General features: G+C 32.4%; 18 protein-coding genes and 1 other RNA gene. 9 read left to right on the forward strand and 10 right to left on the reverse strand.

What is annotated here, in order from left to right; all coding sequences use genetic code 11:
- Positions 1-73: 73 nt before the first annotated feature.
- From ACVCXO_RS05175 to ACVCXO_RS05190, 4 genes are all read right to left on the reverse strand, one after another.
- A complete protein-coding gene (locus ACVCXO_RS05175; RefSeq protein WP_452228535.1) occupies positions 74-1,627 on the reverse strand; it encodes a hypothetical protein in 1,554 nt (517 codons plus the stop codon).
- 98 nt (positions 1,628-1,725) lie between these two features.
- Positions 1,726-2,115 carry an acyl-CoA thioesterase gene (locus ACVCXO_RS05180; RefSeq protein ID WP_452228536.1) on the reverse strand — a complete coding sequence of 130 codons (390 nt, stop codon included), beginning with the start codon at positions 2,113-2,115 and terminating at the stop codon, positions 1,726-1,728.
- A 272-nt stretch (positions 2,116-2,387) separates the two neighbouring features.
- Positions 2,388-2,777, reverse strand: a complete 390-nt coding sequence (locus tag ACVCXO_RS05185) for an acyl-CoA thioesterase (protein WP_452228537.1) — start codon at positions 2,775-2,777, stop codon at positions 2,388-2,390.
- 3 nt (positions 2,778-2,780) lie between these two features.
- Positions 2,781-3,815: a glutaminyl-peptide cyclotransferase gene (locus ACVCXO_RS05190; protein ID WP_452228538.1), complete on the reverse strand. Its 1,035-nt coding sequence runs from the start codon at positions 3,813-3,815 to the stop codon at positions 2,781-2,783.
- 88 nt (positions 3,816-3,903) lie between these two features.
- Between ACVCXO_RS05190 and ffs the strand changes: the two genes are divergently transcribed.
- The 4 genes from ffs to ACVCXO_RS05210 all read left to right on the forward strand — a co-directional run bounded on the left by ffs (position 3,904) and on the right by ACVCXO_RS05210 (position 7,873).
- Positions 3,904-4,001: signal recognition particle sRNA small type (gene ffs / locus ACVCXO_RS05195), an RNA gene on the forward strand.
- A 124-nt stretch (positions 4,002-4,125) separates the two neighbouring features.
- Positions 4,126-4,929, forward strand: a complete 804-nt coding sequence (locus ACVCXO_RS05200; RefSeq protein ID WP_452228539.1) for an SDR family oxidoreductase — start codon at positions 4,126-4,128, stop codon at positions 4,927-4,929.
- 48 nt (positions 4,930-4,977) lie between these two features.
- Positions 4,978-7,413: a choice-of-anchor L domain-containing protein gene (locus tag ACVCXO_RS05205; protein ID WP_452228540.1), complete on the forward strand. Its 2,436-nt coding sequence runs from the start codon at positions 4,978-4,980 to the stop codon at positions 7,411-7,413.
- A gap of 28 nt (positions 7,414-7,441) precedes the next feature.
- Positions 7,442-7,873 carry a hypothetical protein gene (locus ACVCXO_RS05210; protein WP_452228541.1) on the forward strand — a complete coding sequence of 144 codons (432 nt, stop codon included), beginning with the start codon at positions 7,442-7,444 and terminating at the stop codon, positions 7,871-7,873.
- Between the two features lie 36 nt (positions 7,874-7,909).
- Here ACVCXO_RS05210 and ACVCXO_RS05215 read toward each other — a convergent pair whose 3' ends face one another.
- Complete coding sequence (locus ACVCXO_RS05215) at positions 7,910-9,346, reverse strand: TlpA family protein disulfide reductase (protein WP_452228542.1); 1,437 nt, start codon at positions 9,344-9,346, stop codon at positions 7,910-7,912.
- A 280-nt stretch (positions 9,347-9,626) separates the two neighbouring features.
- On the opposite strand from ACVCXO_RS05215, the gene ACVCXO_RS05220 reads away from it, so the two are divergent.
- Positions 9,627-11,252, forward strand: a complete 1,626-nt coding sequence (locus ACVCXO_RS05220; RefSeq protein ID WP_452228543.1) for an ABC-F family ATP-binding cassette domain-containing protein — start codon at positions 9,627-9,629, stop codon at positions 11,250-11,252.
- Positions 11,253-11,352: 100 nt separating this feature from the next.
- Here the strand turns inward: ACVCXO_RS05220 and ACVCXO_RS05225 are convergent, their stop codons facing one another.
- Positions 11,353-11,589, reverse strand: a complete 237-nt coding sequence (locus ACVCXO_RS05225; RefSeq protein ID WP_452228544.1) for a DUF2007 domain-containing protein — start codon at positions 11,587-11,589, stop codon at positions 11,353-11,355.
- Positions 11,590-11,806: 217 nt separating this feature from the next.
- Between ACVCXO_RS05225 and ACVCXO_RS05230 the strand changes: the two genes are divergently transcribed.
- Positions 11,807-12,001 carry a cold-shock protein gene (locus ACVCXO_RS05230; protein WP_055442230.1) on the forward strand — a complete coding sequence of 65 codons (195 nt, stop codon included), beginning with the start codon at positions 11,807-11,809 and terminating at the stop codon, positions 11,999-12,001.
- Between the two features lie 109 nt (positions 12,002-12,110).
- Here ACVCXO_RS05230 and ACVCXO_RS05235 read toward each other — a convergent pair whose 3' ends face one another.
- The 3 genes from ACVCXO_RS05235 to recG all read right to left on the reverse strand — a co-directional run bounded on the left by ACVCXO_RS05235 (position 12,111) and on the right by recG (position 17,387).
- Entirely contained in the window at positions 12,111-12,299 is a 189-nt protein-coding gene (locus ACVCXO_RS05235; RefSeq protein WP_452228545.1) for a hypothetical protein, read from the reverse strand.
- A 9-nt stretch (positions 12,300-12,308) separates the two neighbouring features.
- Positions 12,309-14,735, reverse strand: a complete 2,427-nt coding sequence (pheT, locus tag ACVCXO_RS05240; protein WP_452228546.1) for a phenylalanine--tRNA ligase subunit beta — start codon at positions 14,733-14,735, stop codon at positions 12,309-12,311.
- A 549-nt stretch (positions 14,736-15,284) separates the two neighbouring features.
- Entirely contained in the window at positions 15,285-17,387 is a 2,103-nt protein-coding gene (gene recG, locus ACVCXO_RS05245) for an ATP-dependent DNA helicase RecG (RefSeq protein ID WP_452228547.1), read from the reverse strand.
- 135 nt (positions 17,388-17,522) lie between these two features.
- Here recG and ACVCXO_RS05250 point away from each other — a divergent pair, with 135 nt between their 5' ends.
- Positions 17,523-19,499, forward strand: coding sequence for a M1 family metallopeptidase (locus ACVCXO_RS05250; RefSeq protein WP_452228548.1), 1,977 nt, complete (start codon positions 17,523-17,525; stop codon positions 19,497-19,499).
- Positions 19,500-19,508: 9 nt separating this feature from the next.
- Complete coding sequence (locus tag ACVCXO_RS05255) at positions 19,509-20,420, forward strand: patatin-like phospholipase family protein (RefSeq protein ID WP_452228549.1); 912 nt, start codon at positions 19,509-19,511, stop codon at positions 20,418-20,420.
- Between the two features lie 21 nt (positions 20,421-20,441).
- Here ACVCXO_RS05255 and ACVCXO_RS05260 read toward each other — a convergent pair whose 3' ends face one another.
- A complete protein-coding gene (locus ACVCXO_RS05260) occupies positions 20,442-20,960 on the reverse strand; it encodes a DUF7935 family protein (protein WP_452228550.1) in 519 nt (172 codons plus the stop codon).
- A 308-nt stretch (positions 20,961-21,268) separates the two neighbouring features.
- Here ACVCXO_RS05260 and ACVCXO_RS05265 point away from each other — a divergent pair, with 308 nt between their 5' ends.
- Positions 21,269-23,821 carry a DUF7619 domain-containing protein gene (locus ACVCXO_RS05265; protein ID WP_452228551.1) on the forward strand — a complete coding sequence of 851 codons (2,553 nt, stop codon included), beginning with the start codon at positions 21,269-21,271 and terminating at the stop codon, positions 23,819-23,821.
- The last annotated feature ends 3 nt before the right edge of the window (positions 23,822-23,824 follow it).

The following is a 23,824-nucleotide window of genomic DNA, read 5'->3' on the forward strand; positions in this document are numbered from 1 at the left end:
AGCGGGTTAAAATCAAATTTAGCTAAGAAGTAGTGCAAGCCCAAGAAGACCGAACCGGTCTACATAGCCGTAATTACTCAAAAGTAATATGTTGATAAGCACCTAAATCTGGTGAAGCCGTTCTGTTTACTCCAAGAATATCTAAAGGAACTTGAGAAGCAAAGGTTGCGTCTCCTTGATTGTTAGCAGCAGAATCAGCACCAATAATGAAATCATTTTCACTAGAATCTCTAAAATCTGGATCTTGATTACGAATGATATTTTTATATTTTGTTTCATCACTAAAGTCATAATTAGCTCCAGAAAACGTATTCCCAGTATCACTAAATCGAACTAAGCAATTGGTGAATTTAAAGTGGAATGCTAAAGAAGCATCTTCAATTTCATCGATTATGAATTCCGGATTATCATTTCCGTAGATAATACAGTTATTAAAATTAGCTTCGGTTAGATTCGCTAAAAAAGTAGCATCTTCAGTTTCTTGAAAGTTATTAATTAATAAAGCAGGAAACTGACGGAAACTATTGTTCCAATAATTAGCAATGGTACAATGTGTAAGATTATATTTTCCTCCTAAAGTAGCAGCAAAACAAGTTTGACCAGCATTATTGATTACTAAATTATTTGCTTCAATAGACGTGTTTCTTCCTAAAACACCAAAATTACTCGTGTTGTAAATTTGAGAATTTGTGATGGTTAGTTTGTTTGTGACTTCGTTTGGATTTCCTTCCGATAAAATACCAACAGATGCATTTTTAATAGTTGCATGATTTATGGTATTATTAATACTTCCGTCAAGCAACCAAATAGTTCCCCATTGTCCAGGTACATTTGCAAAAGCAGGTTCTAATCTATCGCCTTCAAAAATAACTTCGTTTTCTAATAATTCTTGGTCGGCACTTAGCGCTCCATTTACTTGCAAGGAAGCTCCTTCAGCAACTAAAAGTCCTGAATTTGCATGAAAATGCACTCGTGCTCCAGCTTCTATATTTAAAGTTTGATTGTTTGGTACCGCGGCATAACCATACACCACATATGGTTTTTGATTCGTGAAAGTTAATTCGTCTGGCTCTAAATATCGACCTTGGATTTCAGTTTCAATTTGCTCTCCTCCAATATCTATGGTAAGTGTTTCAATAACTCCTGTGGTATTATCTTTGTCAGGATAAATAAATACAGCGTCTTGAACAAGTGTAACCAATTCTACTACTTGTTGGTTACTTCCAGAATCGAATTCTATTTTATCTGTGTATAAAAATGCACCATTAAGATTTGGTAAACTATTAATGTCTATGGTAGTTTCTACAAAAATGTACATACTGTCTTTTGCAAGAATTTCTACATTATCGAAAGATTTTCCAGCAATACCATCTACATTTAATCGGTACTCTGAACTTTCGCCTAAAGCTAATTTTACATTAGGTATGCTAATATCTTCACTACTTCTATTATATACTTTTAAGTTATAAGTACTAGAACCAATATTGGTAAATACGGTATCTAAATAAACGGTGTCTTTAGAAAAACCAAGATTACCATCACTTGAGGAAAAGTTAAAGTCTTTTCTACAAGAACTCCAAAGTAAAAGAAAGGAGAAACAGATTAAGAAGTATAGCGTCTTTTTCATATATAATAAACAGATTATAAGGCAAAAATAATTAAATGCATTTTAAACGTTAAAAATATAACTTTTGAAACTAGGTTTTAGTATCTATTTGATATTATTTAATTTAAAATAGCATCAATTTCTTTGGTTACGCGAGTAGGACGTTTGGTTTGTACAGCCATTAAACACCAAGTGGTTTCTGCTTTTAGAAGTAATTTTTGTGTACTATTATTGTGCATTTCTATAATACTTTTGGCCGTTGCACCTTGTGCATCTATAAACTGGGTAGTTATTTTTACTTCGTCATATAAGTGTGCCGAAGCCTTATAGTCTACCAGATGTTTACGAACCACCCAAAAGTAAGCGTTGTATATATCTTCCGTAGCTATTTGTTGCCAGTGCGCTTTGGCAATATCTTGAATCCATTGTATATAGCGAATGTTGTTAACGTGGTTGAGTTCGTCTAAATCTTCTTTGGTAACAGTAACTGTAAATTCGAAGGTTTTCATAAAGTCCATTTAATAGCGTATTAAATTAAAAATTGTGTTCAATAAAAGTTTGCTATTAATCGAAGACTCTCTTTTAGGAAAGTATGATTTCTTAAATATAGGAAAGCGAATAGTTTCTGAAAATTAAATCAGCTATAAAACCATTTTTCTAGTTATCATGTAATAACTTCTGTATCAAATGGTTTGTGTTGCTATTTTAAAGAGTGAAGAATTTTGTTTTCAAGAGAAGTAGTCTCTATTAAAATCAGTACGTTAGTATTCGTTATTATTTTTTATAAAAATAGATTGCGAATCTCTGGAGTTATTCGAGTGGGTTTTTGTGTTTTTCTACTAATTAAGCACCAATGCGTTTCCGATTTGGCCAATAAAGCATCGGTGTTTTTGTTGAAAATTTCAACAATTCTAGTAGATTTTACGCCTGCAGATTTAGTAACATAGGTTTTAATTAAAAGAGTATCGTTTAAATATGCAGCTTGTTTATAATCTATATGATTGGATAGCATTACCCAAAAATATTCGTTTTTAATATTAGGCGTTGCTATTTCTTCCCAGTTTTGTTTTGCGATATCATTTACCCACTGCACATAACGTACGTTGTTCACATGATTTAGATCGTCTAAATCACTTTGTTCTACTATAACTATAGATTCAAAAACCTGCATCTTTTAATTTTCTATGATTTCCACTTCAAATAATTTATCCCAACGTTTTCCGGTAATAAAAAGCGTTTTGGTTTCCGGGTTGTACGCAATACCATTTAATACATCTAAACCTTGGTGTTGTGTTACTTTCTTTTTTAATGGCGAAAAATCTATAACGCCTTCAATTGCTCCATTGGTAGGATTTATAATTGCTACACCATTTTTTTGATAGCGATTGGCGTAAATTTTTCCGTTAACCCATTCTAACTCATTTAGTCCAACAACTTTTCCTTGATTGTGGTATGCTTGTATATAACCTTCTTCGGTAAGTGTTTCTGGGTTTATAGTCCAGATTTTTTCTGTTCCATCACTTTTATATAAAGTTTTCGTGTCATTACAAATTCCCCAACCTTCTTTACTATTATTGTATTTAAAGCTTCCTGTTTTTTCAAAAGTATCTACATCATAGACAAAACCAGTTCCGCTTGTCCAAGTTAATTGGTACACTTTATTATTTAAAACGGTTAGGCCTTCTCCAAAATAAGCTTTTTCTAAATCTATATTTTTAAGAACTTCTCCTGTTTTATAGTTCACTTTTCTAAGTTTCGATTCGCCACGTTGTCCTGTGCTTTCGTATAATTCGTTATTATAGAACTCTAATCCTTGGGTGTAGGATGTGATATCATGCGGATATTCATTAATAATTTTATAGGTATATACTTTAGGAGAAGTATTGTTTAAAACAGTTAACTTTTGAGAAACCGTTTGTGTTTCTCCATCCAATATAATGGTAGCTTCTAATGTATGCTCCCCAAGCTTTGTGTTTTCTAAAATACTTTTTTCGGAAATAGTTTCACCATTTAAAGTGTAGCTTACAGATGTAATAGTATGCTTTTTAGGATTTTTTATAGACAGATTTAAGGCTTCTCCTAGCGATAAAGCATTGTTTTTTGCATTAGTAACTAGGGTAAAGTCCTTTTTTTTCTGTGTTGCATTGCTTCCGCAGGACACAATAAAAGTTGCTAAAAATATGATTGTGAGTATTTTGAATGTTCTCATGTTGTCTTAAAAGTTTTATGCAAGATATTTATTAAAATTCAGTTAAAAAAAACATTGTGAAAAAATTAAAAGGTTGTATATTTGCACTCGGCAAGTCCTACACAACTAGCTCCTGTTGAATCCTCCAGGTCGGGAACGAAGCAAAGGTAAATGGTTGAGCAGTGTGATGTAGGTAGCTTGCCTTTTTTTATGCAATAAACTCAAATCTTGAAAGCAATAGCTAATCAAAATTTTTTTGGTTTATTGAAGTTCCTATATAATGGGAATCTCTCCATTAATATTGTATTTTTGAAACCTTAAAAATACATTTATGTCTAAAGTTGTTTTAATTACCGGAGGTTCTTCCGGAATTGGTAAATCTGTTGGAGAATTTTTAACAGAAAAAGGGTACATCGTTTATGGAACTAGTAGAAATCCCAATAAGTTAACTAGTAGTATATTTAAAATTATCGCTTTAGATGTAACCAAAATTGATACCATTGCAACAGCTATTAAAAAAGTGGTGGAAGCAGAAGGAAGAATTGACGTGCTTATAAATAATGCAGGAGTTGGTATTACCGGACCAATTGAAGAAATACCAGAAGTAGAAATTAAAGCCAATTTTGAAACTAACTTTTTTGGACCAATAAACGTTATTAAAGCTGTTTTACCACAAATGCGAAAGCAACAGTCTGGTTTAATAATAAATATAACTTCCATTGCTGGATATATGGGACTTCCATATCGAGGAATTTACTCTGCTAGTAAGGGTGCTTTAGAAATTATTACCGAAGCTTTTAGAATGGAAATAAAAGACTTTAATATACAGATGACTAATATTGCTCCTGGCGATTTTGCTACTAATATTGCTTCCGGACGTTTTCATGCGCCAATACAAGAAAATTCACCATACAAAAAACCGTATGGTAATACCCTAAAATTAATGGATGCGCATGTAGATGAAGGTAAAGATCCTTTGCTTATGGCAAAAGCGGTGTACAAAGTAATGAATACCAAAAAGCCAAAAACGCATTATAAAGTAGGAGAGTTTATGCAAAAATTCTCTATTGTTTTAAAACGCATATTACCAGATAAGGTTTATGAAAAGATGTTGCTAAACCATTATAAGTTATAAAATTATGCCAAAAAAAACATATGGAAATACGTAAGAAAAAAGAAAGGAATGAAAAATAGAAGAAACTTTTTTGTGTTAATTTTTATGCTTTTAGCGTATACAAATTATGCACAAATCATTAGTATAAATGATGCAGCAGATCCGGAATCGGAGTATGATCTACAGCAATTAGTAGAAGATGTTCTTATTGCTAGTGATTGTGCAGTTATTGATAATTTTTCTGAGCAAGCATCGGGTTTACCAACAAGTACGCAAACAAAAAGTTATGGGTATTTTAAAACGCCAACAGGTAGTGATTTTCCTTTTGAAAGTGGTGTTATTCTAACCACAGGAAGAGCTTTTCCTGCAGGAAACGTAAGAAATACGAGTAGTGCTGCTTTTCCAGATTTTGGTAATGGACTACCAGGTGATACAGACCTAGAAATAGCTTTGTCGCAATCGAATACTAGAGACGCTACTTTTGTCAAGTTTAATTTTACGCCAACATCCAATGATTTTAGTTTTAGGTTTTTAATGGCATCCGAAGAGTATACTGGAAGTGATGAATGTAATTATTCAGATAGTCTTGCTTTTTTATTAAGAGAAGTAGGTACAACTACTTATGCTAATTTGGCTGTTTTACCAGACGGAACTCCTGTTAGTGTAACCAATATAAACAACTCAGGAGTTTGTACTGCAAATGCAGATTTTTTTTACGGATATAATCTTGTTAGTACCAACTATGGAGGAAGAACAGAAGTTTTAACCGCTAATGCTACAGTAATACCAAATCAAGAATATGAAATAAAAATAGTAGTGGCAGATCAAAGAGATTCGGCTTACGATTCTGCTATTTTTTTAGAAGCAGGAAGTTTTAATCTTGGTTTAGATTTAGGAGATGATATAACTTTTGCTTCTGGAAACCCTGTTTGTGGTAGTTCCACGTATACCTTAGAAACTGAAATACCAATTACAGATGCCGCACATACGTGGTTTAGAAACGGAGATGAAATTATTGGGCAAAATAATAATACATTAGATGTTACAATAGCTGGTCATTATAGTGTTTCGGTTGCTTATGGTACTTCTTGTATAGCTACCGCTGAAATTACTATAGAGTTTACTCAGGTTCCGATAGCGAATGCTATAGATGACCAATTTATTTGTGATGATAATAATGATGGTTTTAATACCTTTGATTTTCAGGTGTTTAATGATTCTGTTCTTGGTGCACAGTCTGCTTCCAATTATACGGTAAGCTACCATCTATCTCAAAATGATGCAGAGAATGATGTAAATCCAATAACGACTCCGTATACAAACCAAAATGCATATCAATTAGAAACTATATTTGTAAGAATAGAAGATAATACATACACCTATTGTTATGATATTACTACTTTTGATATTCATGTTTTTAATTCGTTAACAGCATCAAACCCTTTACCATTACGTGCTTGCGACCTAGATACAGATGGTTTTAATACTTTCGATTTAACAGTAGCAGAATCTGATATTTTAAATGGGTTACCAGCAGCAAATTATTCGTTTAATTATTACGAAAATGAAGTAGATGCAATTCTTGGTAATGCTACGCAAATAGCCACACCTACAAATTTTAATAATACAACGGCCACATCACAAATTGTATATGCAAGAGTGCAACCAATAACGAATGAATGCTTTCAGGTTGTACCTATAACACTTATTGTACATCCTTTATTAGACATTGGTTTAGAGGATAAATATCTTATTTGTTTAGCCGCAAATGATAATATTCTAGTTCCTGGAGAAGAGGATACAGCATTACAAACGCCTCCAATAGATACGAATTTAAGTGAAACAGATTACACTTTTCAATGGTATACGGGCGAAGGTGTTTTAGCAGCAAATAGTATTCCTGGGGAAACCCAAGCTTCATATAATGCCGCAGCTATTGGGTTTTATACCGTACAGGTCACGAATATCATTTCTGGCTGTACATATTTAGATACTACAGAAGTGGTTTCCTCTTACCCGCCAGAAAGTATTTCTGTAGAAGTATTAACAGATGCTTTTTCAGATAACAGTATGTTAGAAGTAACTGTTACCGGAATTGGTATCTATGAGTTTAGTTTATATGAAGGATATTGGCAAAATTCTCCTGTATTTAGTAACGTGATAGGAGGCGAGCATGCGGTTAAAGTTAGAGATGTTTATAATTGTGAAGAACTAACTTTTGAAGCTATTATAGTAGATTATCCGAAGGTTTTTACTCCTAATAATGATGGGTATAATGATACCTGGAATATTCTAGGAACTAAAAATCAATTAGGAGCAAAAATCTATATTTATGATAGATATGGAAAGCTTATGAAACAGCTAAGTCCTTCAAGTATTGGTTGGGATGGTACTTTTAATGGGGAGGATATGCCAACTTCCGATTATTGGTTTACCGTAGATTATCTAGAACCATTAAACAATACAAAGAAAGCGTTTTCAGCCCATTTTACACTTAAAAGATAGGTTGTTAATCGAACAATAAAAGAACAAAATGGGAATATTAGAAAAACTATTCGGCACAGATAAGCTAAAAATTACAGATATTGATTTTGGAGAAATAGAAAGTTTTAGTACTAACGGAAATAGGATAGGTTGGCTAGTTAATAGAAGATATCTAGATGTAGATGTTGAAATATTAATAGATGGAAATATCGAAGGGATTTTTAAAGAACAAAAGCAAATTTTACTGCAGGCTTTAAATAATGAAGCGACTATAAAGTTGGACGCTGAAAAAGCGCTACAAGAACAATATACCAATGCCGAAATAGAATTTGTGTCTTTAGATAGCCATTTTCAGTTAAAAGGAATCTCTGTGAATACCGAAGGGTTTGAAATGATCTTTCAGGAAAAAGAAGGTAAAAACTATTTCTTTTCTGTTTATTTTGAAAACAATAAACAAATAGGAGTTTCTATGGATGGATAGAAGATAGGAAGGAGTTGTAAAACGAGATCTTAGTTTCTATGGATTCAATAAGCCTAGCAGCTCTTCTTCAAATTGAACAGAAAATAAATTAGTGTGAGGATCTATAATTTTCCCATATTTATTTACTAGTAACACCTTGATTATTGGGTTTATAGCCAATGTTTCTTTTGCTTCTTTTGGGTTTTTAAACTGGTATTCATGTTTGTCAGTAAAGTTATACTGTTGTAGTAGTTTGTTGTTGCTATACCTTGTGTTAGGTTCATCTATATTTATAGAAATGAAGTCTACTTCAGGATATTTTAACATTAACTCTTTTACTTTAGAATGACTTTCTTGTAAATGGGATTTATAATCCTTAGACCAAAAATATAAAGCAGTAGGTTTTCTAATTAATTTGTGTAAATCTATTGCTTGATTTTTATAATTTACCAAAGTTACATTTGGTATTTTATTTCCCGTCTCTAATTGCTTTAAGGATTTGACTAGCTTTTTAATATAATTTTTGTCTTTTTCGTCTGTGCTTTTTTCGTAATAGAAGTCAAGAAAAGTGTCTAGTTCTTTTAAGTTCTTGGTTTTATTTATATAATTAATAGAAGATATACTTAATAAAGGATTTTTAATATCTTCATCTGTTATCAAGCTATCAATTAGTTTCAGTTTATCTAAATTATAACAGTAAGAATTTCTTTTTAATATACTGTCTTTAGATGTTTTTAAATGTTCTGATAATGCTAGATTTTTAAAGTGATATCTTAAAAAAGTCTTATATGTAAAATAATCTTTTAACGCAGTACTATTATAATCTATATCTTTTCTGTAGGTATAAAAGTTTTTTGGTAACGATTGTAAATTTTTTATTTCATTATCTCCATAATAAGCAAATGGATAAATTTCTTTGCTTAAATAATAGTTGTAGTCTATGTTGGCTTTGGAAATTTTCTGGAACAACTCCGAAGTTATATTCTTTTCAAGAAACAAGGTTAGGTTTGTATTTCTATGTTTTCTAATGGAATCAATTTTTTTTTCGAAAAGGATAGGTTCTAATTGGTAGTAGCTTAATATTTTCTCGTTTATGTCTTCATTCTCAAGAAACATGTTAATTAAATAATTATTCTTTTTTGCTCCATTTCCTGTAAATACTAAAGATTCATCGAAATCAATAGTGTTTATTCTAACCAGAACACTATCATTAGGTTCTAATAAAGCTAATTGAAATTCTTCACCATGTTGCGATTGCAGTTTAAAAATATATAAACCACTTTCTAAATCATTAAATTTATATAGAAATCTATTTTTATTATCTAGTAAAATAGTATCAATAATAATATTTGATTTATGTATAACAACCTGTCTGTCAATAGGATTGATTATTTCGCCACCAATATAAGCCGTTTTCCCTTCCTTTGTAGCAAGGTCTTTTTTGCACGAAGAAAAGGTAAGTGTTAATATTAGTAAGGAAAAAAGTAATCTCATAATTAGGTAAAAACGAAGTTAAGGTGCTTTAACAAAAGTATGCGTTGCAAGTTATACCTCTTGTTAATTCGTTGTTAAAAGTTAAAAACAAAGTCTAGTAATTACAACTTTTAGTACCTATTAATTTAACCTAAGAAGTTTCTTCTTATGGTTAGAATTTTTTACTTTTGCAAAAACTTATATTACAGGTTTATGTCAAGGAGTAAAACCAATTCATTTGTAAGTTCTATAAGTCCTTTTCAATTATATAAAAATATCTGAGTAAAAATTAAATACAAATATGTTATCAGTTTCTAATCTTTCCGTTCAATTTGGAAAACGAATTCTTTTTGATGAAGTAAATACAACTTTTAATAACGGAAATTGCTATGGTATTATTGGAGCCAATGGAGCAGGAAAATCAACCTTTTTAAAAATTATTGCTGGAAAGCAAGATCCAACTTCTGGACATGTGCATTTAGAAGCAGGTAAACGTATGTCTGTTTTAGAACAGGATCACAACTTGCATGATGAAGACACGGTTTTAGATACTGTTTTAAAAGGAAACAAACCTGTTTATCAAATTAAAGCACAAATTGATGCGCTTTATGCGGACTATACCGATGAGAACGCCGAAAAAATTGGAGAACTACAAGTAAAGTTTGAAGAAATGAATGGTTGGAATGCAGAAAGTGATGCTGCTGCAATGCTTTCTAATTTAGGTATTAAAGAAGATGCACATTATACCTTAATGAAAGATTTGGATGGTAAGCAAAAAGTACGTGTTTTATTAGCACAAGCTTTGTTTGGTAGTCCAGATGTTTTAATTATGGATGAGCCTACCAATGATTTAGATTACGAAACGATCTCCTGGTTAGAAAACTTTCTTGCTAATTACGACAGTTGTGTCATTGTGGTTTCTCACGATAGACACTTTTTAGATTCGGTTTGTACGCATATTTCGGATATTGATTTCGGAAAAATTAATCACTTCTCAGGGAACTATACGTTTTGGTATGAATCTTCTCAATTAGCAGCAAGACAACATGCACAACAAAACAAAAAAGCAGAAGATAAAAAGAAAGAACTAGAAGAATTTATTAGAAGATTCTCTGCTAACGTTGCAAAATCAAAACAAGCAACGAGTAGAAAGAAAATGATCGATAAGTTAAATATTGAAGATATAAGACGTTCTAGTCGTCGTTATCCAGCACTTATTTTTGAAAGAGATAGAGAAGCGGGAGATCAAATATTAAATATTGAAGGATTAGCTGCTTCCCTTGAAGGAGAAACACTTTTTAAAGACATCGATTTAAATTTAAATAAAGGCGATAAGGTGGTGATTTTCTCTAGAGATTCTAGAGCGACAACAGCATTCTACCAAATTTTAAATGATAAAGAAAAAGCAGATGCAGGAAAATTTGCTTGGGGAGTTACCACTACGCAATCTTATTTACCTTTAGATAATAGTGAGTTTTTTAAAAATGATTTATCTCTAGTAGATTGGTTACGTCAATGGGCAACTACAGAAGAAGAGAGAGAAGAAGTTTATATTAGAGGCTTTTTAGGTAAAATGATTTTTAGTGGAGAAGAAGCATTGAAACAATCGAATGTGCTTTCTGGAGGTGAAAAAGTACGTTGTATGTTATCTCGAATGATGATGGTAAGAGCTAATGTTTTACAATTGGACGAACCAACAAATCATTTAGATTTAGAAAGTATTACAGCGTTTAATAACTCACTGAAAAACTTTAAAGGTACTGTGTTGTTTTCTACACATGATCATGAGTTTGCACAAACACTAGCAAATAGAGTAGTAGAGCTTACACCAAACGGAGTAATAGACAGACATACTACTTTTGATGAGTATATGCAAGATGCTAAAATTAAAGAATTACGGGATCAAATGTATTTGGTTAAAGCGTAAAAGAAATAGAATAAAAAAAATCCTGAAGTTTTTCTTCAGGATTTTTTTTGCTTTAAATTCAAAATACTGTTTACTGCGACTGTAAACGGTTAACTAAATTTTATGCTTGCATCTCTGCAGTAATACTTTCTATAATTGGTAAGGCGGTATCTAATTCGTCTTTGTTCACGAATAACTCTTGCGTGCCTTGATTAAAGGTACCGAAACCTCCTAATCTGCCAGATTCTGATTCGTCTTTTATAATTGCACGAATGCCAATAGCCTCTAATTTGTCCACCATTAATTGGGTAATAATGAAATTTCCAGTGTAGACTTTAGTATAATTCGACTCTTCCATAGTTTTTAGATTTTGTGTTCTCTTAAAGTTACAAAATATTTATCATATTTTGAAGTGATTTTCTTGTTTTCAAGCGTGTTTATAGTCGGTAATTCTTTTGTTTACTTACGTTCTTTAAAAGTTAACGAAAAATATATCACTTAAATTGCAGTGAAATGGAAATATAACATTTTAAAAACTATCTTTGTCATTATAAATTAATCAATACTATATTACGATGAGTAAAGGAACAGTAAAATTTTTCAATGATTCTAAAGGATTTGGATTTATTGTAGAAGACGACAACAACAAAGAACATTTTGTACACATTTCTGGTTTAATCGATGAGATTAGAGAAGGAGATGCTGTAGAGTTTGAACTTACAGAAGGAAAAAAAGGATTAAACGCAATAAACGTTAAAGTAATAGACTAAGTATTACAATTCTTTAAAAGAACAAAAGCCTTTTCAGAAATGAAAAGGCTTTTTTGTTGGTATTCTATATTGATTTTTTAAAATTACATGGTTGTTCGTTGTTATTTTTTTAAGCTCTTAAGTAATTATATAATCGGTATACTCCAAAGCCAATCATTACCAAAGATAATGCTAGTCTTAAAGTCGTGATTAATTCGTTTCCGAAAAAATATCGGTAAACAATATAACTACCAAGGCCTAAAAAAATGATTCCAGATATTAAGCTAAATATGCTTTTTTGTGGTGTTTTATTTTCCATTTGTTTTGTTTATCTCAATTCTGCACCAAGCTGTTTTTCAAAATTTGCTTGTAACTTATTCATGATTTTATCAATCTGCTTGTCGGTAAGTGTTTTGTTTTCGTCTTGTATTGTAAAACTAACCGCGTAACTCTTTTTACCTTTAGGTAAGTTCTTCCCTTGATATACATCAAATAGATTTACATCTTTTAAAAGTTGTTTTTCCGTTTGTTTTGCAATAGTGTGAATCGATTCAAAAGAAACAGCATCATCTAATAATAAAGCAAAATCTCTTCGTACTTCTGGGTACTTCGGAATTTCTTTAAATTTAATTTTGTTGTGTTTCGCTACTTCAATAATATTATCCCAATTAAAATCTGCGAATAATACTTCTTGGTTAATTCCGAAATGCTTTAAAATATTCTTCTTGACTAAACCGAAGCTTACTAGTTTGTTTTTTCCTAAACTTAAAGTTAGTCCTTCACTAAAAATGGCATCTTTAGTAGGTGTTTCTTTAAATCTAGAAATGCCTAAGCGTTCTAGTATACTTGTAATGCTTCCTTTAAAGTAAAAGAAGTCACTAGGTTTGTTTAAACCATTCCAAGCTTCTGTAGTTCTATTTCCTGTAACTAAAAGGGTAAGATGCTTATGTTCTTCACGATTTTCGCTAAAGTTATGGTAAGTCTTTCCGAATTCAAAAAACTTAACATTACTACGTTTTCTATTGATATTATAAGAAAGTGCTTCTAAGCCAGAAAATAAAAGGGATTGTCTCATTACGGACAAATCATTACTCAATGGATTAAGCATTACTATATTGTGTTCTTCTTTGAGCTGTTCGTCTAATTTAATATACTCCGGACTAGTTAATGAATTAGCAAGCATTTCATAAAAACCTTGAGATGCTAATTGATTACCTATAACATTCTGTAATTTATGATCTTCAAATTTGGAAGAGTTCGAAATAGAAGCGTTTAATTTATTCGTAAAACCAATATTGTTATACCCATAAACACGTAAAATTTCTTCAATAATATCTGCTTCACGTTGTACATCGTTTCTATATGCAGGCACGGTTAAACCCAAGCCAGTTTCGGTAACGTTATTTATTTTAATTTCTAGAGAACTTAAAATACGTTTAATAATTTCTTTTGGTATTTCTTGACCAATTAGCTTTTCTGCATTTTCAAAACTTAAACGCACTTGAAAGTCTTCTATTTTATTTGGGTATGCATCTATAATATCGCTTGTGATTTCTCCTCCAGCAAGCTCTATAATTAATAGTGCAGCGCGTTTTAAGGCGTATTCTGTAATATTTGGATCAATACCTCTTTCAAATCTAAAAGACGCATCTGTGTTTAGTGCATGACGTTTTGCTGTTTTACGAATGCTTATAGGATTAAAGTAAGCACTTTCTAAAAAGATACTCGTGGTATGTTCTGTAACTCCGGAAGCCATTCCTCCAAAAACCCCAGCAATACACATTGGCTTTTCTGCATCACAGATCATTAAATCATCTTCGTGTAATTCTCTTTCTACTTCATCAAGTGTTGTGAATTTGGTTCCAGCAGCAACGGTTCTGACTTCAATTTTGTTACCTATAATTTTTGCGGCATCAAAAGCATGAAGTGGTTGTCCGAGCTCATGTAATACATAATTGGTAACATCTACTATGTTATTTTTTGGTGTTAAGCCAATAGATTTTAATCGGTGTTTTAACCAATCTGGAGATTCTGCAACTTTTAAACCAGAAATAGTAACCCCACAATATCTTGGTGCTAATTCTTTATTTTGTACATCTACGTCCATCTTAAGTGTTCTGCTGTCTACATGAAAAGAACTAACAGAAGGTGTAATTAACTCGACATTAATATCTTTTTGTAAAAAACCAGCTTTAAGATCTCTTGCGGTACCATAATGACTCATGGCATCTGCTCGGTTTGGTGTAAGTCCGATTTCAAAAACCTGATCGTTTTCAATGCTAAAAAGGGTGGAAGCAAGCGTTCCAACAACAGTGTCTTCGGGTAAAACCATAATACCATCGTGCGATTTTCCTAAACCAAGTTCATCCTCCGCGCAGATCATTCCATGGCTTTCTTCCCCACGAATTTTCCCTTTTTTGATGGTCCAAGCTTCGCCTTCTTCGGTATATAAAGTAGTACCAATAGTAGCAACAGGTACTTTTTGTCCAGCAGCAACATTTGGTGCACCACAAACGATTTGTAAAGGTGTATCTGTGCCAATATTAACCGTAGTAATCTTTAGCCTGTCTGCATTTGGGTGTTGTATACAAGTAAGTACTTCTCCAACAACAATGCCTTTTAATCCTCCTTTAACAGACTCGTAATTTGCAATGCCTTCTACTTCTAAACCTAAGTCTGTAAGTAATTCTTCGGTTTGCTCTGCTGTCCAATCGGTTTTTATAAATTGTTTTAACCAGTTGTATGATATTTTCATTTACCTTCTTTAAATTGAACTGCAAAGATAAAATAATGCGGTTAGCATTCAAGCATTGTTATAAGTTTTGTGGTATCTTTTATGGGTATCTAATTTTTGTATAAAATAGGAATACCTAATTCTATATAAGATTTTAGGAATACGGCATCTTCGGTGCTTCTTTTTCTGGTAAATAAAAGATGTAAAACGGTGTGAAAAACAAGTGGAAAGTAGTTGTTTGTAGCGTCTGTTTTTAAATAAATAATCTTTAATCTATAGATAGGCTCTTATGAGATTATACTAAATAAGTGCCTTTTATTGAAATCAAAAAACACGCTGATATATCAATTTTTATAGTTGTTTATTTTCTAAAAAGAGAAGTTTAGCAGGGAATAAATGTTATGTATTTATGTTAAACTTTCGCTTGAGATAAAGCTGTGTTGCAGCGTTGAATTGTAGATTTTTAGGTTTCTTTAGTTGGTCTTTAAGTTTAGGGAAAAATCATTTCCTTTTTGTGTTGAAAAGGTTTCTCTTTTTTAAGAAAAACGAAGGTCGATTACTGTGCGGAAATCAAGAAATATAATTCCAAATATTTCTATACTTACTCATTTGTCGGTAGGTGTTTAAAATGCTTTGATTTTCTTTAGCTGCTAAAGAAGGATCCTTGGTTAAAACCTGCTTTGCGTGAAATCTTGCCAATTGTAAAATGTCATGATCTTTAATAATATCTGCAATTTTAAGGTTTAAAATACCGCTTTGTTGGGTTCCCATGATGTCTCCAGGGCCACGTAAACGTAGATCTACTTCCGCAATTTCAAAGCCATCACTAGTTCTTGTCATGGTTTGTATTCTTTGTTTGCTATTTTCTGAGAGTTTATGGCTCGTCATGAGTATGCAGTAACTTTGTTCTGCACCACGACCAACACGACCTCGCAATTGATGTAGTTGCGCTAATCCGAAGCGTTCTGCGCTCTCCACAATCATTACAGAAGCATTTGGTACGTTAACACCAACTTCAATTACGGTGGTGGCAACCATGATTTGCGTTTCGCCTTTAATAAAGCGTTGCATTTCATATTCTTTATCCGCAGGTTTCATTTTTCCATGTACAATAGAGATTTGATATTCTGGTTTTGGGAAGTCTCGTTCTATACTTTCATAGCCATCCATTAAATCTTTATAGTCCATTTTTTCGCTTTCTTGAATCAATGGATAGACGACGTAAACTTGTCTTCCTTTTGCGATTTCATCTCGAATAAAACGGAACACTTTTAGTCTGTTTGCGTCATATCGATGTACTGTTTTTATAGGCTTTCTTCCTGCTGGTAATTCGTCAATTAAAGAGATGTCTAAATCGCCATAAACAGACATGGCTAAAGTTCTAGGGATTGGGGTTGCAGTCATTACTAAAATGTGTGGAGGAGAAGTGTTTTTCTTCCATAGTTTACTTCTTTGTGCAACTCCAAATCGATGTTGCTCATCGATAATTGCAAGTCCTAAATTTTTGAATTTCACCTTGTCTTCCAGTAGTGCATGTGTGCCAATTAGTATCTGTAATTCGCCATTTTCTAATTCTTCGTGAATAATTCTTCTTTCTGAAGTAGTACTTGAACCTGTGAGTAGTTTTATGTTGATATTCAACTCATTACACATTTCACGTAAACCATCATAGTGTTGTACTGACAAAATAGCAGTAGGCGCCATTAGGCAAGCTTGAAAACCGTTGTCAAGTGCTATTAACATAGACATTAGTGCTACAATTGTCTTTCCAGAACCTACATCGCCTTGTAAAAGACGATTCATCTGCGCATTGCTTCCTAAATCGTGACGAATTTCTTTTAAAACGCGTTTTTGTGCATTGGTTAATTCGAAAGGTAAATGGTCTTTAAAAAAGGAGTTGAAATAATTTCCGACGGTTTTAAAAGGGAACCCTTTTATCTTCGATTTATGGATTAAATTTTTTAAAATTAACTGTAATTGTATGTAAAATAATTCTTCAAATTTCAGTCTAAACTGTGCCTTAGAAAGTAACTCTGGAGTCTTCGGAAAATGCACATTAAAAACAGCTTCTGGTTTTGAAATTAGTTTCAATTCGGAGCGCATATTTTCAGGTAACGTTTCTACAAATTTCCCGTTGCTTTCTAAAAATAATTGTTGCATGATTTTGGTCATCACGCGATTTGTAATTCCTTTATTAGATAGTTTTTCGGTGGAAGGATAAATCGCTTGCATTGAAGATCGTAGATTATCTTCATGGTCTTTTTGTAGTTCAATATCTGGATGCGGCATGTTGAACTTGCCGTTAAACCAATTGGTTTTTCCAAAGATTACATAGGTAGTATTTAGTTTCAGGCTTTCTCTAATCCATTTTTGCCCTCTAAACCAAACCAGTTGCATGGTTCCTGTTTCATCTTGAAGCGTTGCTACTAATCGTTTTCCGCGTTTCTGGGCAATTTCTTCAAACTTAATAATTTTTCCAATTACCTGAACATCAGCGTTGTTACGTTGTAGTTGATTGATTTTGTAATACTGCGTTCGATCTATATGTCGATTCGGAAAAAGATTAAGAAGATCCTGATAGGTGTGAATACCTAGTTCCTTGCGAAGCAAATCTGCACGATTTGGTCCAACACCTTTTAAATAATCAATAGGAGTTTGCAAGTTTATACTCATAAAAGCGAAATTAAACAATTCCTTTGAAACAAGGAATCTCAAAAAGTGTAGTTTGAATAGATTTTAGTTTTCGTGTAATTTTAAAATGGCAAAACTTATGTGTACTTTGGCGTAATGGTTGCTATTTAAAGATTTATGAAACGTATTTTATTTTTATTATTTATCCTTTTTTCTTTTGCTGCTTATGCGCAACAGGCAGATATTGTGGACTTTAAAAAGTTGGATGCTGTTGTGTTTTTTAATCAGATTAAAATAGATAGCACACTTTATGATTCTTATGAAATTACCTTCGATATATTAAAAAAAACGGATTCAATTTATTTGGATGCTATTGGGATGAAGTTTAAAAATATTGCTTTAAACGGAAAGAAAGTAAAGTTCGATAATGATAATAAAAAACTAATTATCTATAGTAAATTCAAGCCTTCCGAAGAAAATAAATTGCAATTTTTGTTTTTCGCTTCGCCTAAAAAAGCCATGTATTTTGTGGGTTGGAATAATGAAGCGCGAAACCAAATATGGACACAAGGTCAAGGGAAAAACACAAGTCATTGGTTGCCAAGTATAGATGATATGAACGATAAGATCGAGTTTGATCTTACTTTTGCGGCGCCAATTGGTTATGAAGTGATTTCTAATGGGAAATTGGTGCTTAAAAATAGAAGCACAGATTATATGCTTTGGAAATATGATATGCAAAAACCAATGTCTAGCTATTTGGCTGCTTTGGTAGTTGGTAAATATGATAAAAAAGTAGTAAAATCTAAAAGTGGCATTCCTTTAGAAATGTATTATTATCCCGAAGATTCCTTAAAAGTAACGCCAACGTATAGATATACAAAGGAGATGTTTGATTTTTTAGAAGATGAAATTGGCGTTGCGTATCCTTGGCAAAACTACAAACAAGTTCCTGTTCATGATTTCTTGTATGCGGGAATGGAGAATACAAGCTGTACTATTTTTTCGGATGCTTTTATGATTGACGAAACCGCGTTTATAGATAAAAACTATGTAAATGTAAACGCGCATGAGTTGGCACATCAATGGTTTGGTGATTTAGTGACCGAAACGTCGGGAACACATCATTGGTTGCAGGAAGGCTTTGCAACGTATTACGCATTACTTGCAGAGCGACACGTTTTTGGGGACGATTATTACTATTTTAAATTATATGAATACGCGCAAGAATTAGCCGCTCAAGATCGTTTAGGGACAAGTACTGCGGTTATGAATGCGAAAGCGAGTAGTGCAACGTTTTATAAGAAAGGAGCTATCGTTTTGCATATGTTGCATGAAAAAGTTGGGGATATCGCTTTTAAAACGGCAGTTAAGAATTATTTAAAGAAGTATGCATTTCAAAATGTGGAGACTTCGAATTTTATAGATGAAGTTGCGCAAACTAGCAAACAAGATTTAAGTGCTTTTGTTGCTAAATGGTTACAAGACAAAACGTTTTATTATGAAGAAGTGGAAGCTTCTTTGCAAAGACAATCCGAATTTATTACGGAATATGTCATGGTAGATTGTGAAGCAGCTAATGCAAAGTGCGATTATTATCTGACTTCGGGTATTTCAGATGAAGCAAAAAGGAAAGTGATTGCACAAGTACCAGAGCGAATTACTTCCGAAGTATTTAAAAATAGTATTCCAGTAAGACAAGCAATAGCGCAAAGTATCGTGGAGATTCCTTCCGAATTAAAGATGGATTATGAATCGCTTTTAGAAGATAAATCCTATGTAACTGCAGAGGCTGCTTTGTATAATCTTTGGACTAATTTTCCGGAAGAAAGAAATAGATATTTAGATAAAACAAAAAATGTTCTTGGCTTGCCTAATAAAAACGTTAGATTGCTTTGGTTAACGCTATCTTTGGTGACTCCAGATTATGATGTGGCGTTAAAGGAAGCGCGTTTAAAGGAGTTAATTGCATATACGTCACCAGCATATAATTTTGAAATAAGGATGCAAGCGTTTTCGTTTTTAGAGAATTTAAAAATTATAAACAGCGATATCTTAAAGCATTATAAAGAAGCGGAGCAGCATCATAATTGGCGATTAAAAAAGTTTGCGAGAGCTTTTGCAGAAAGAAATAATGAAAAACTAACGAACTAAAATAATTTAATGCGAGCATTAGTAATATCTGGAGGAGGAAGCAAAGGTGCTTTTGCAGGTGGCGTAGCACAATATTTAATAGAACACGAAAAACGCGAATACGATATGTATTTGGGTACATCTACAGGAAGCTTATTGGTTCCGCATTTAGCTTTAAATGACATAGGTAAGCTGTATGATATGTTTACTAATGTGAGTCAGCACAATATTTTTAGTGTAAACCCTTTTGTGCAGCATAAAAAAGATGGAAGAGAATATGTTTCTATTAACTATATGAATTCTATCTGGCAGTTTATTAAAAGGAAAAGAACTTTTGGTGAGAGTAAAAGTTTACGAAGACATATAAAACGAAATTTTACCGAACAAGAGTTTAATGCGATTAGGAAAAGCGGAAAAGATGTGGTGGTTACCGTTTCTAATCTTTCTAAAAATAGAGTAGAGTACAAGTCTATTAAAGAGTTTAGTTATGAAGAGTTTTGTAATTGGATTTGGATTTCATGTAATTATATTCCCTTTATGTCTTTGGCAAAAGTAGATGGTTTTGAGTATGCAGATGGTGCTTTTGGCTGTGTAGTACCAATTCGTGAAGCGGTTTTACGTGGTGCTACAGAAATAGATGCTATTATTTTAGAAAGTGAAAATATGGAGTACAATAAAGTACTTGGTAAAAATCCTTTTTCGTTAATGTTAAACCTGTTTGGTCATTTGTTAGATCAGGTGGAGAAAAGTGATATTGCTATAGGGAAATTGGCTGCAAAGCACAGAAATGTAAAGCTTAATCTGTATTATACACCAACTAAATTAACGGAAAATTCTTTGATATTCAGTAAAAAACTAATGACTGCTTGGTGGTTAGATGGCTTTTTGTATGCAGAAAATAAGCATGGTAAAGACTCTAGCGCGGTTGCTATGAAATATTAGGCTGTTTTTTATACTTCTACTTTAAAACATTTTACTTACTTCATCTCTAATATAAGATAAACCGGCATGACTTGGCGGATGTCCTTCCATCATTTCGGTTAAAATAACTTCGCGAAGTTTGTTTGCTGAATTTGTTTTTTCTAATAAAGTAGCTTTTCGTATTAACTGAATAGTCGCATTTTTGGAAGCGTTAACCACATTCCAGCATTCTTCGGAAACATATATTTGTTGCGATAAATTATGCTCCATTTCTTGTTCTATAGACGCTATCAATAAAGACTCGTAACTTTCTTTTTCTGAAGAAGTTGGATGCACTCTTAAAAGTAATTTTGCAGGAACGATGCGTTCTAGAAATAGCGTTAAACGTTCGTAGGCTTGCAAGCGCAAAGGGAAGGATTCTTTCTGCAATTCTTTGTGCATTAAAAAAGTTCTTCGGTTGTTTTCATTTTCTATATGCTCTCTAAAAAATAGAAAAGCAATTGCTCCTGTAACCAAGGCAGGAATAATATACATCAAAAGGTTTATAAGTTGTTGTTCCATAGTTTTTAAAAATACTATTACAAACATAAGCTGTTTTTTATAATAGGACAAATTATCCGTTGGTTGAATGAAACTGACTTTTCCTTAAATCAAAATGACTATTCCTTGATTCGGCACATGTAGTCTTTGTATTACACCGTATTTTGCGCTTGCTATTAATTAATACATTACTAATCGTCAGTAGAATAACAGCCTATTTTGCTGGCGATTTTTTTTATTAAAAAGAGGTAACATTTAGACTCCTTTGTTGATATAGAATTAGAAAGCTATTAAAAATAAGCTTATTTAATATTTAAAACATATAGATTATGAAGAAAATAGTACTAAGAATACAAATCCTTTTTTTGCTTTTATTTAGTATGATGTCCTATTCTCAAGTTCCTAATGGGGCTTTTGCAAGCGGAACAGCTAACTGGAATGTAGTAGGTAATAATATTAGCTTAGGTGCTTATGCTAGTGATTATATGTTTATCAATAATAGCACAACAGTTAATGAAACTTTTGCTTTAACCTCTTCCGCGTTTAACTTATTACAAAGTGAAGTATATAGTTTAGATATTATTTACGGACATTATGATAATACTTTTAGTGGAAATCAATTATCTCAATTATCCAATATTGTATTAAAAGACGCGAGTACAAATGCAGTTGTGGAAACGTTAACCTTAACAGTGCAGCCTTGGCCATTAGGCGCAGCTCCTGCTTCTGAAGTGGATTATTATAAGAGTAATGTTATTTCTGTTCCAGACGGATCATATTACTTAGAGTTTTCTGGAGCAGTAGGAAGAAGTTTTCTGTTTACGCAAAGCGAAATTTATGCATTTAAAGATGTGCAAATCAATGCCGTTATTCCTCATTCTGTTTCAGGTAATGTGAAATATGATGTTAATGCAGATAATTGCGCGACATCAGCAACACCGTTAAACAATATTTTAATAAAAAATGTGGCGCAATCCTCTGGAAACATTTATTATACGTACACAGATAATAATGGCGATTATTTTCAAGAGTTTTATGAAATAGGGAATGTTGTAACAAGTGTTGAATCTCCTTCTTTAACATCAACCTCAATTACAAACACTTTTACATCTGCTTTTCAAGCATATACAAATCAAGATTTTTGTACGCAAACAACAATAACAACGCAACATGATTTAAATATTCAAATCGTACCAATAGGTCTTGCTAGGCCGGGTTTTGGTAGTGCTTATAGAATTTATTATACTAATTTGGGTGTGCCTAATACTAGTGGTGTGGTAACATTAAGTTTTGATAATACGAAACTCAGTTATACGTCTTCCATACCTTTAGATAATGGTTTTAGTGGTAATTCTTTAACATGGAATTATACAAATTTAAATTTCTTTGAAACTCGATTTATTGATGTGTTTTTTACCCTTTATGCACCGCCAACAGTTAATAGTGGTGATGTTTTAACGTTTAATGTAATAGCAGATCCAATAGTTGGGGATGCTAATACTTTAGATAATACATCCTCATTAAATCAAGATGTTGTAAATGCTTATGACCCTAATGATGTGTTATGTTTAGAAGGCGATGAAATTGCACCTTCACAAACAGGAGATGATTTAATCTATAGAATTCGCTTTCAAAACACAGGAACAGCATCTGCAGTAAATATTTCGGTTAAAACAGATTTAGATGCAGATTTAGATTGGGCCACTTTACAACCAATTTCTGCTTCACATGCATATACAACTTCATTGGTAAATGGAAACGAGTTAACTTTTAACTTTAATAATATCAATTTAGACGATAGTACTACTAACGAGCCTGAAAGTCATGGTTGGATTTTTTATAAAATAAAACCAAAAAGCACGGTGATTCTTGGAGATGATTTTGATGCTAATGCAGCTATTTATTTTGATTTTAATGCACCGGTAATTACAAATACATATACAACTACAATTGTTACTCCATTAACGTATGTACCAGATGATAATTTTGAAAACTATCTAGAAACACATGATGCTAGCGGAAATGTTGTTGCTGTTGGCGCAGCGAACAGCATGGGGAACGGTATTGCTTTAGACAACTATGTAGCTACAGCTAATATAAATATGGTTACAATTTTAGATGTAAGCTCAAAAAGCATTTTAGATCTAACGGGTATTGCAGATTTTACACAATTATTAATACTTAATATTGGTAGTAATAATAATATTGTTTTTGATGTAAGTCAAAACACCATGTTGGAATCTTTATATTGTCATAGTTCCAATTTAAGTAGTGCAGATTTAGATGTATCTCAAAATGCTGCTTTAAAGAATTTATATTGTCAAAACAATCAACTTTCTGTTTTAGATATTAGTTCTAATTTAAATCTAGAAATAATTAATTGTTTTCAAAATAATATAACTGCGCTAGATTTTTCTGGTAAGGCTTCCTTAAAAAGTTTGACCGTATTTAACAACCAATTAACTTCTTTAAATGTTAAGAATGGTAACAACACAAATTTTACTAATTTTGATAGTACTAACAACCCAAACCTTACTTGCATTGAGGTTGATGATGCCGCTTGGAGTACAGTGAACTGGCTTAATAAAGACGCTGCTTCAACATACGTTAACAATCAAGCAGAGTGTACAACACTAAGTACTTCAGCGTTTGCACAGATAACTTTTAGTATGTACCCTAATCCTGTAAGCAATTACCTTACCATTGCTATACAGGCAGAAGCTAGCTATGGCTTAATCACAGTAAATGGTCAGGTAATTAAAAACGGCCAGCTTCAAACGGGAGAGAATATATTAAATGTTTCAAAACTATCTAACGGTTTATACTTTTTACAAGTACGAACTAGTGAAGGTGTTTCCACTAAAAAAATTGTAAAACAGTAATAC

This window comes from Lacinutrix sp. MEBiC02404 (assembly GCF_053601575.1).

Excerpts from the sequence above, each read along its gene's own strand:
- ACVCXO_RS05175 (WP_452228535.1), bottom strand. The coding sequence starts at position 1,627 with ATGAAAAAGACGCTATACTTCTTAATCTGTTTCTCCTTTCTTTTACTT.
- ACVCXO_RS05180 (WP_452228536.1), bottom strand. The coding sequence starts at position 2,115 with ATGAAAACCTTCGAATTTACAGTTACTGTTACCAAAGAAGATTTAGAC.
- ACVCXO_RS05185 (WP_452228537.1), bottom strand. The coding sequence starts at position 2,777 with ATGCAGGTTTTTGAATCTATAGTTATAGTAGAACAAAGTGATTTAGAC.
- ACVCXO_RS05190 (WP_452228538.1), bottom strand. The coding sequence starts at position 3,815 with ATGAGAACATTCAAAATACTCACAATCATATTTTTAGCAACTTTTATT.
- ACVCXO_RS05200 (WP_452228539.1), top strand. The coding sequence starts at position 4,126 with ATGTCTAAAGTTGTTTTAATTACCGGAGGTTCTTCCGGAATTGGTAAA.
- ACVCXO_RS05205 (WP_452228540.1), top strand. The coding sequence starts at position 4,978 with ATGAAAAATAGAAGAAACTTTTTTGTGTTAATTTTTATGCTTTTAGCG.
- ACVCXO_RS05210 (WP_452228541.1), top strand. The coding sequence starts at position 7,442 with ATGGGAATATTAGAAAAACTATTCGGCACAGATAAGCTAAAAATTACA.
- ACVCXO_RS05215 (WP_452228542.1), bottom strand. The coding sequence starts at position 9,346 with ATGAGATTACTTTTTTCCTTACTAATATTAACACTTACCTTTTCTTCG.
- ACVCXO_RS05220 (WP_452228543.1), top strand. The coding sequence starts at position 9,627 with ATGTTATCAGTTTCTAATCTTTCCGTTCAATTTGGAAAACGAATTCTT.
- ACVCXO_RS05225 (WP_452228544.1), bottom strand. The coding sequence starts at position 11,589 with ATGGAAGAGTCGAATTATACTAAAGTCTACACTGGAAATTTCATTATT.
- ACVCXO_RS05230 (WP_055442230.1), top strand. The coding sequence starts at position 11,807 with ATGAGTAAAGGAACAGTAAAATTTTTCAATGATTCTAAAGGATTTGGA.
- ACVCXO_RS05235 (WP_452228545.1), bottom strand. The coding sequence starts at position 12,299 with ATGGAAAATAAAACACCACAAAAAAGCATATTTAGCTTAATATCTGGA.
- pheT (WP_452228546.1), bottom strand. The coding sequence starts at position 14,735 with ATGAAAATATCATACAACTGGTTAAAACAATTTATAAAAACCGATTGG.
- recG (WP_452228547.1), bottom strand. The coding sequence starts at position 17,387 with ATGAGTATAAACTTGCAAACTCCTATTGATTATTTAAAAGGTGTTGGA.
- ACVCXO_RS05250 (WP_452228548.1), top strand. The coding sequence starts at position 17,523 with ATGAAACGTATTTTATTTTTATTATTTATCCTTTTTTCTTTTGCTGCT.
- ACVCXO_RS05255 (WP_452228549.1), top strand. The coding sequence starts at position 19,509 with ATGCGAGCATTAGTAATATCTGGAGGAGGAAGCAAAGGTGCTTTTGCA.
- ACVCXO_RS05260 (WP_452228550.1), bottom strand. The coding sequence starts at position 20,960 with ATGGAACAACAACTTATAAACCTTTTGATGTATATTATTCCTGCCTTG.
- ACVCXO_RS05265 (WP_452228551.1), top strand. The coding sequence starts at position 21,269 with ATGAAGAAAATAGTACTAAGAATACAAATCCTTTTTTTGCTTTTATTT.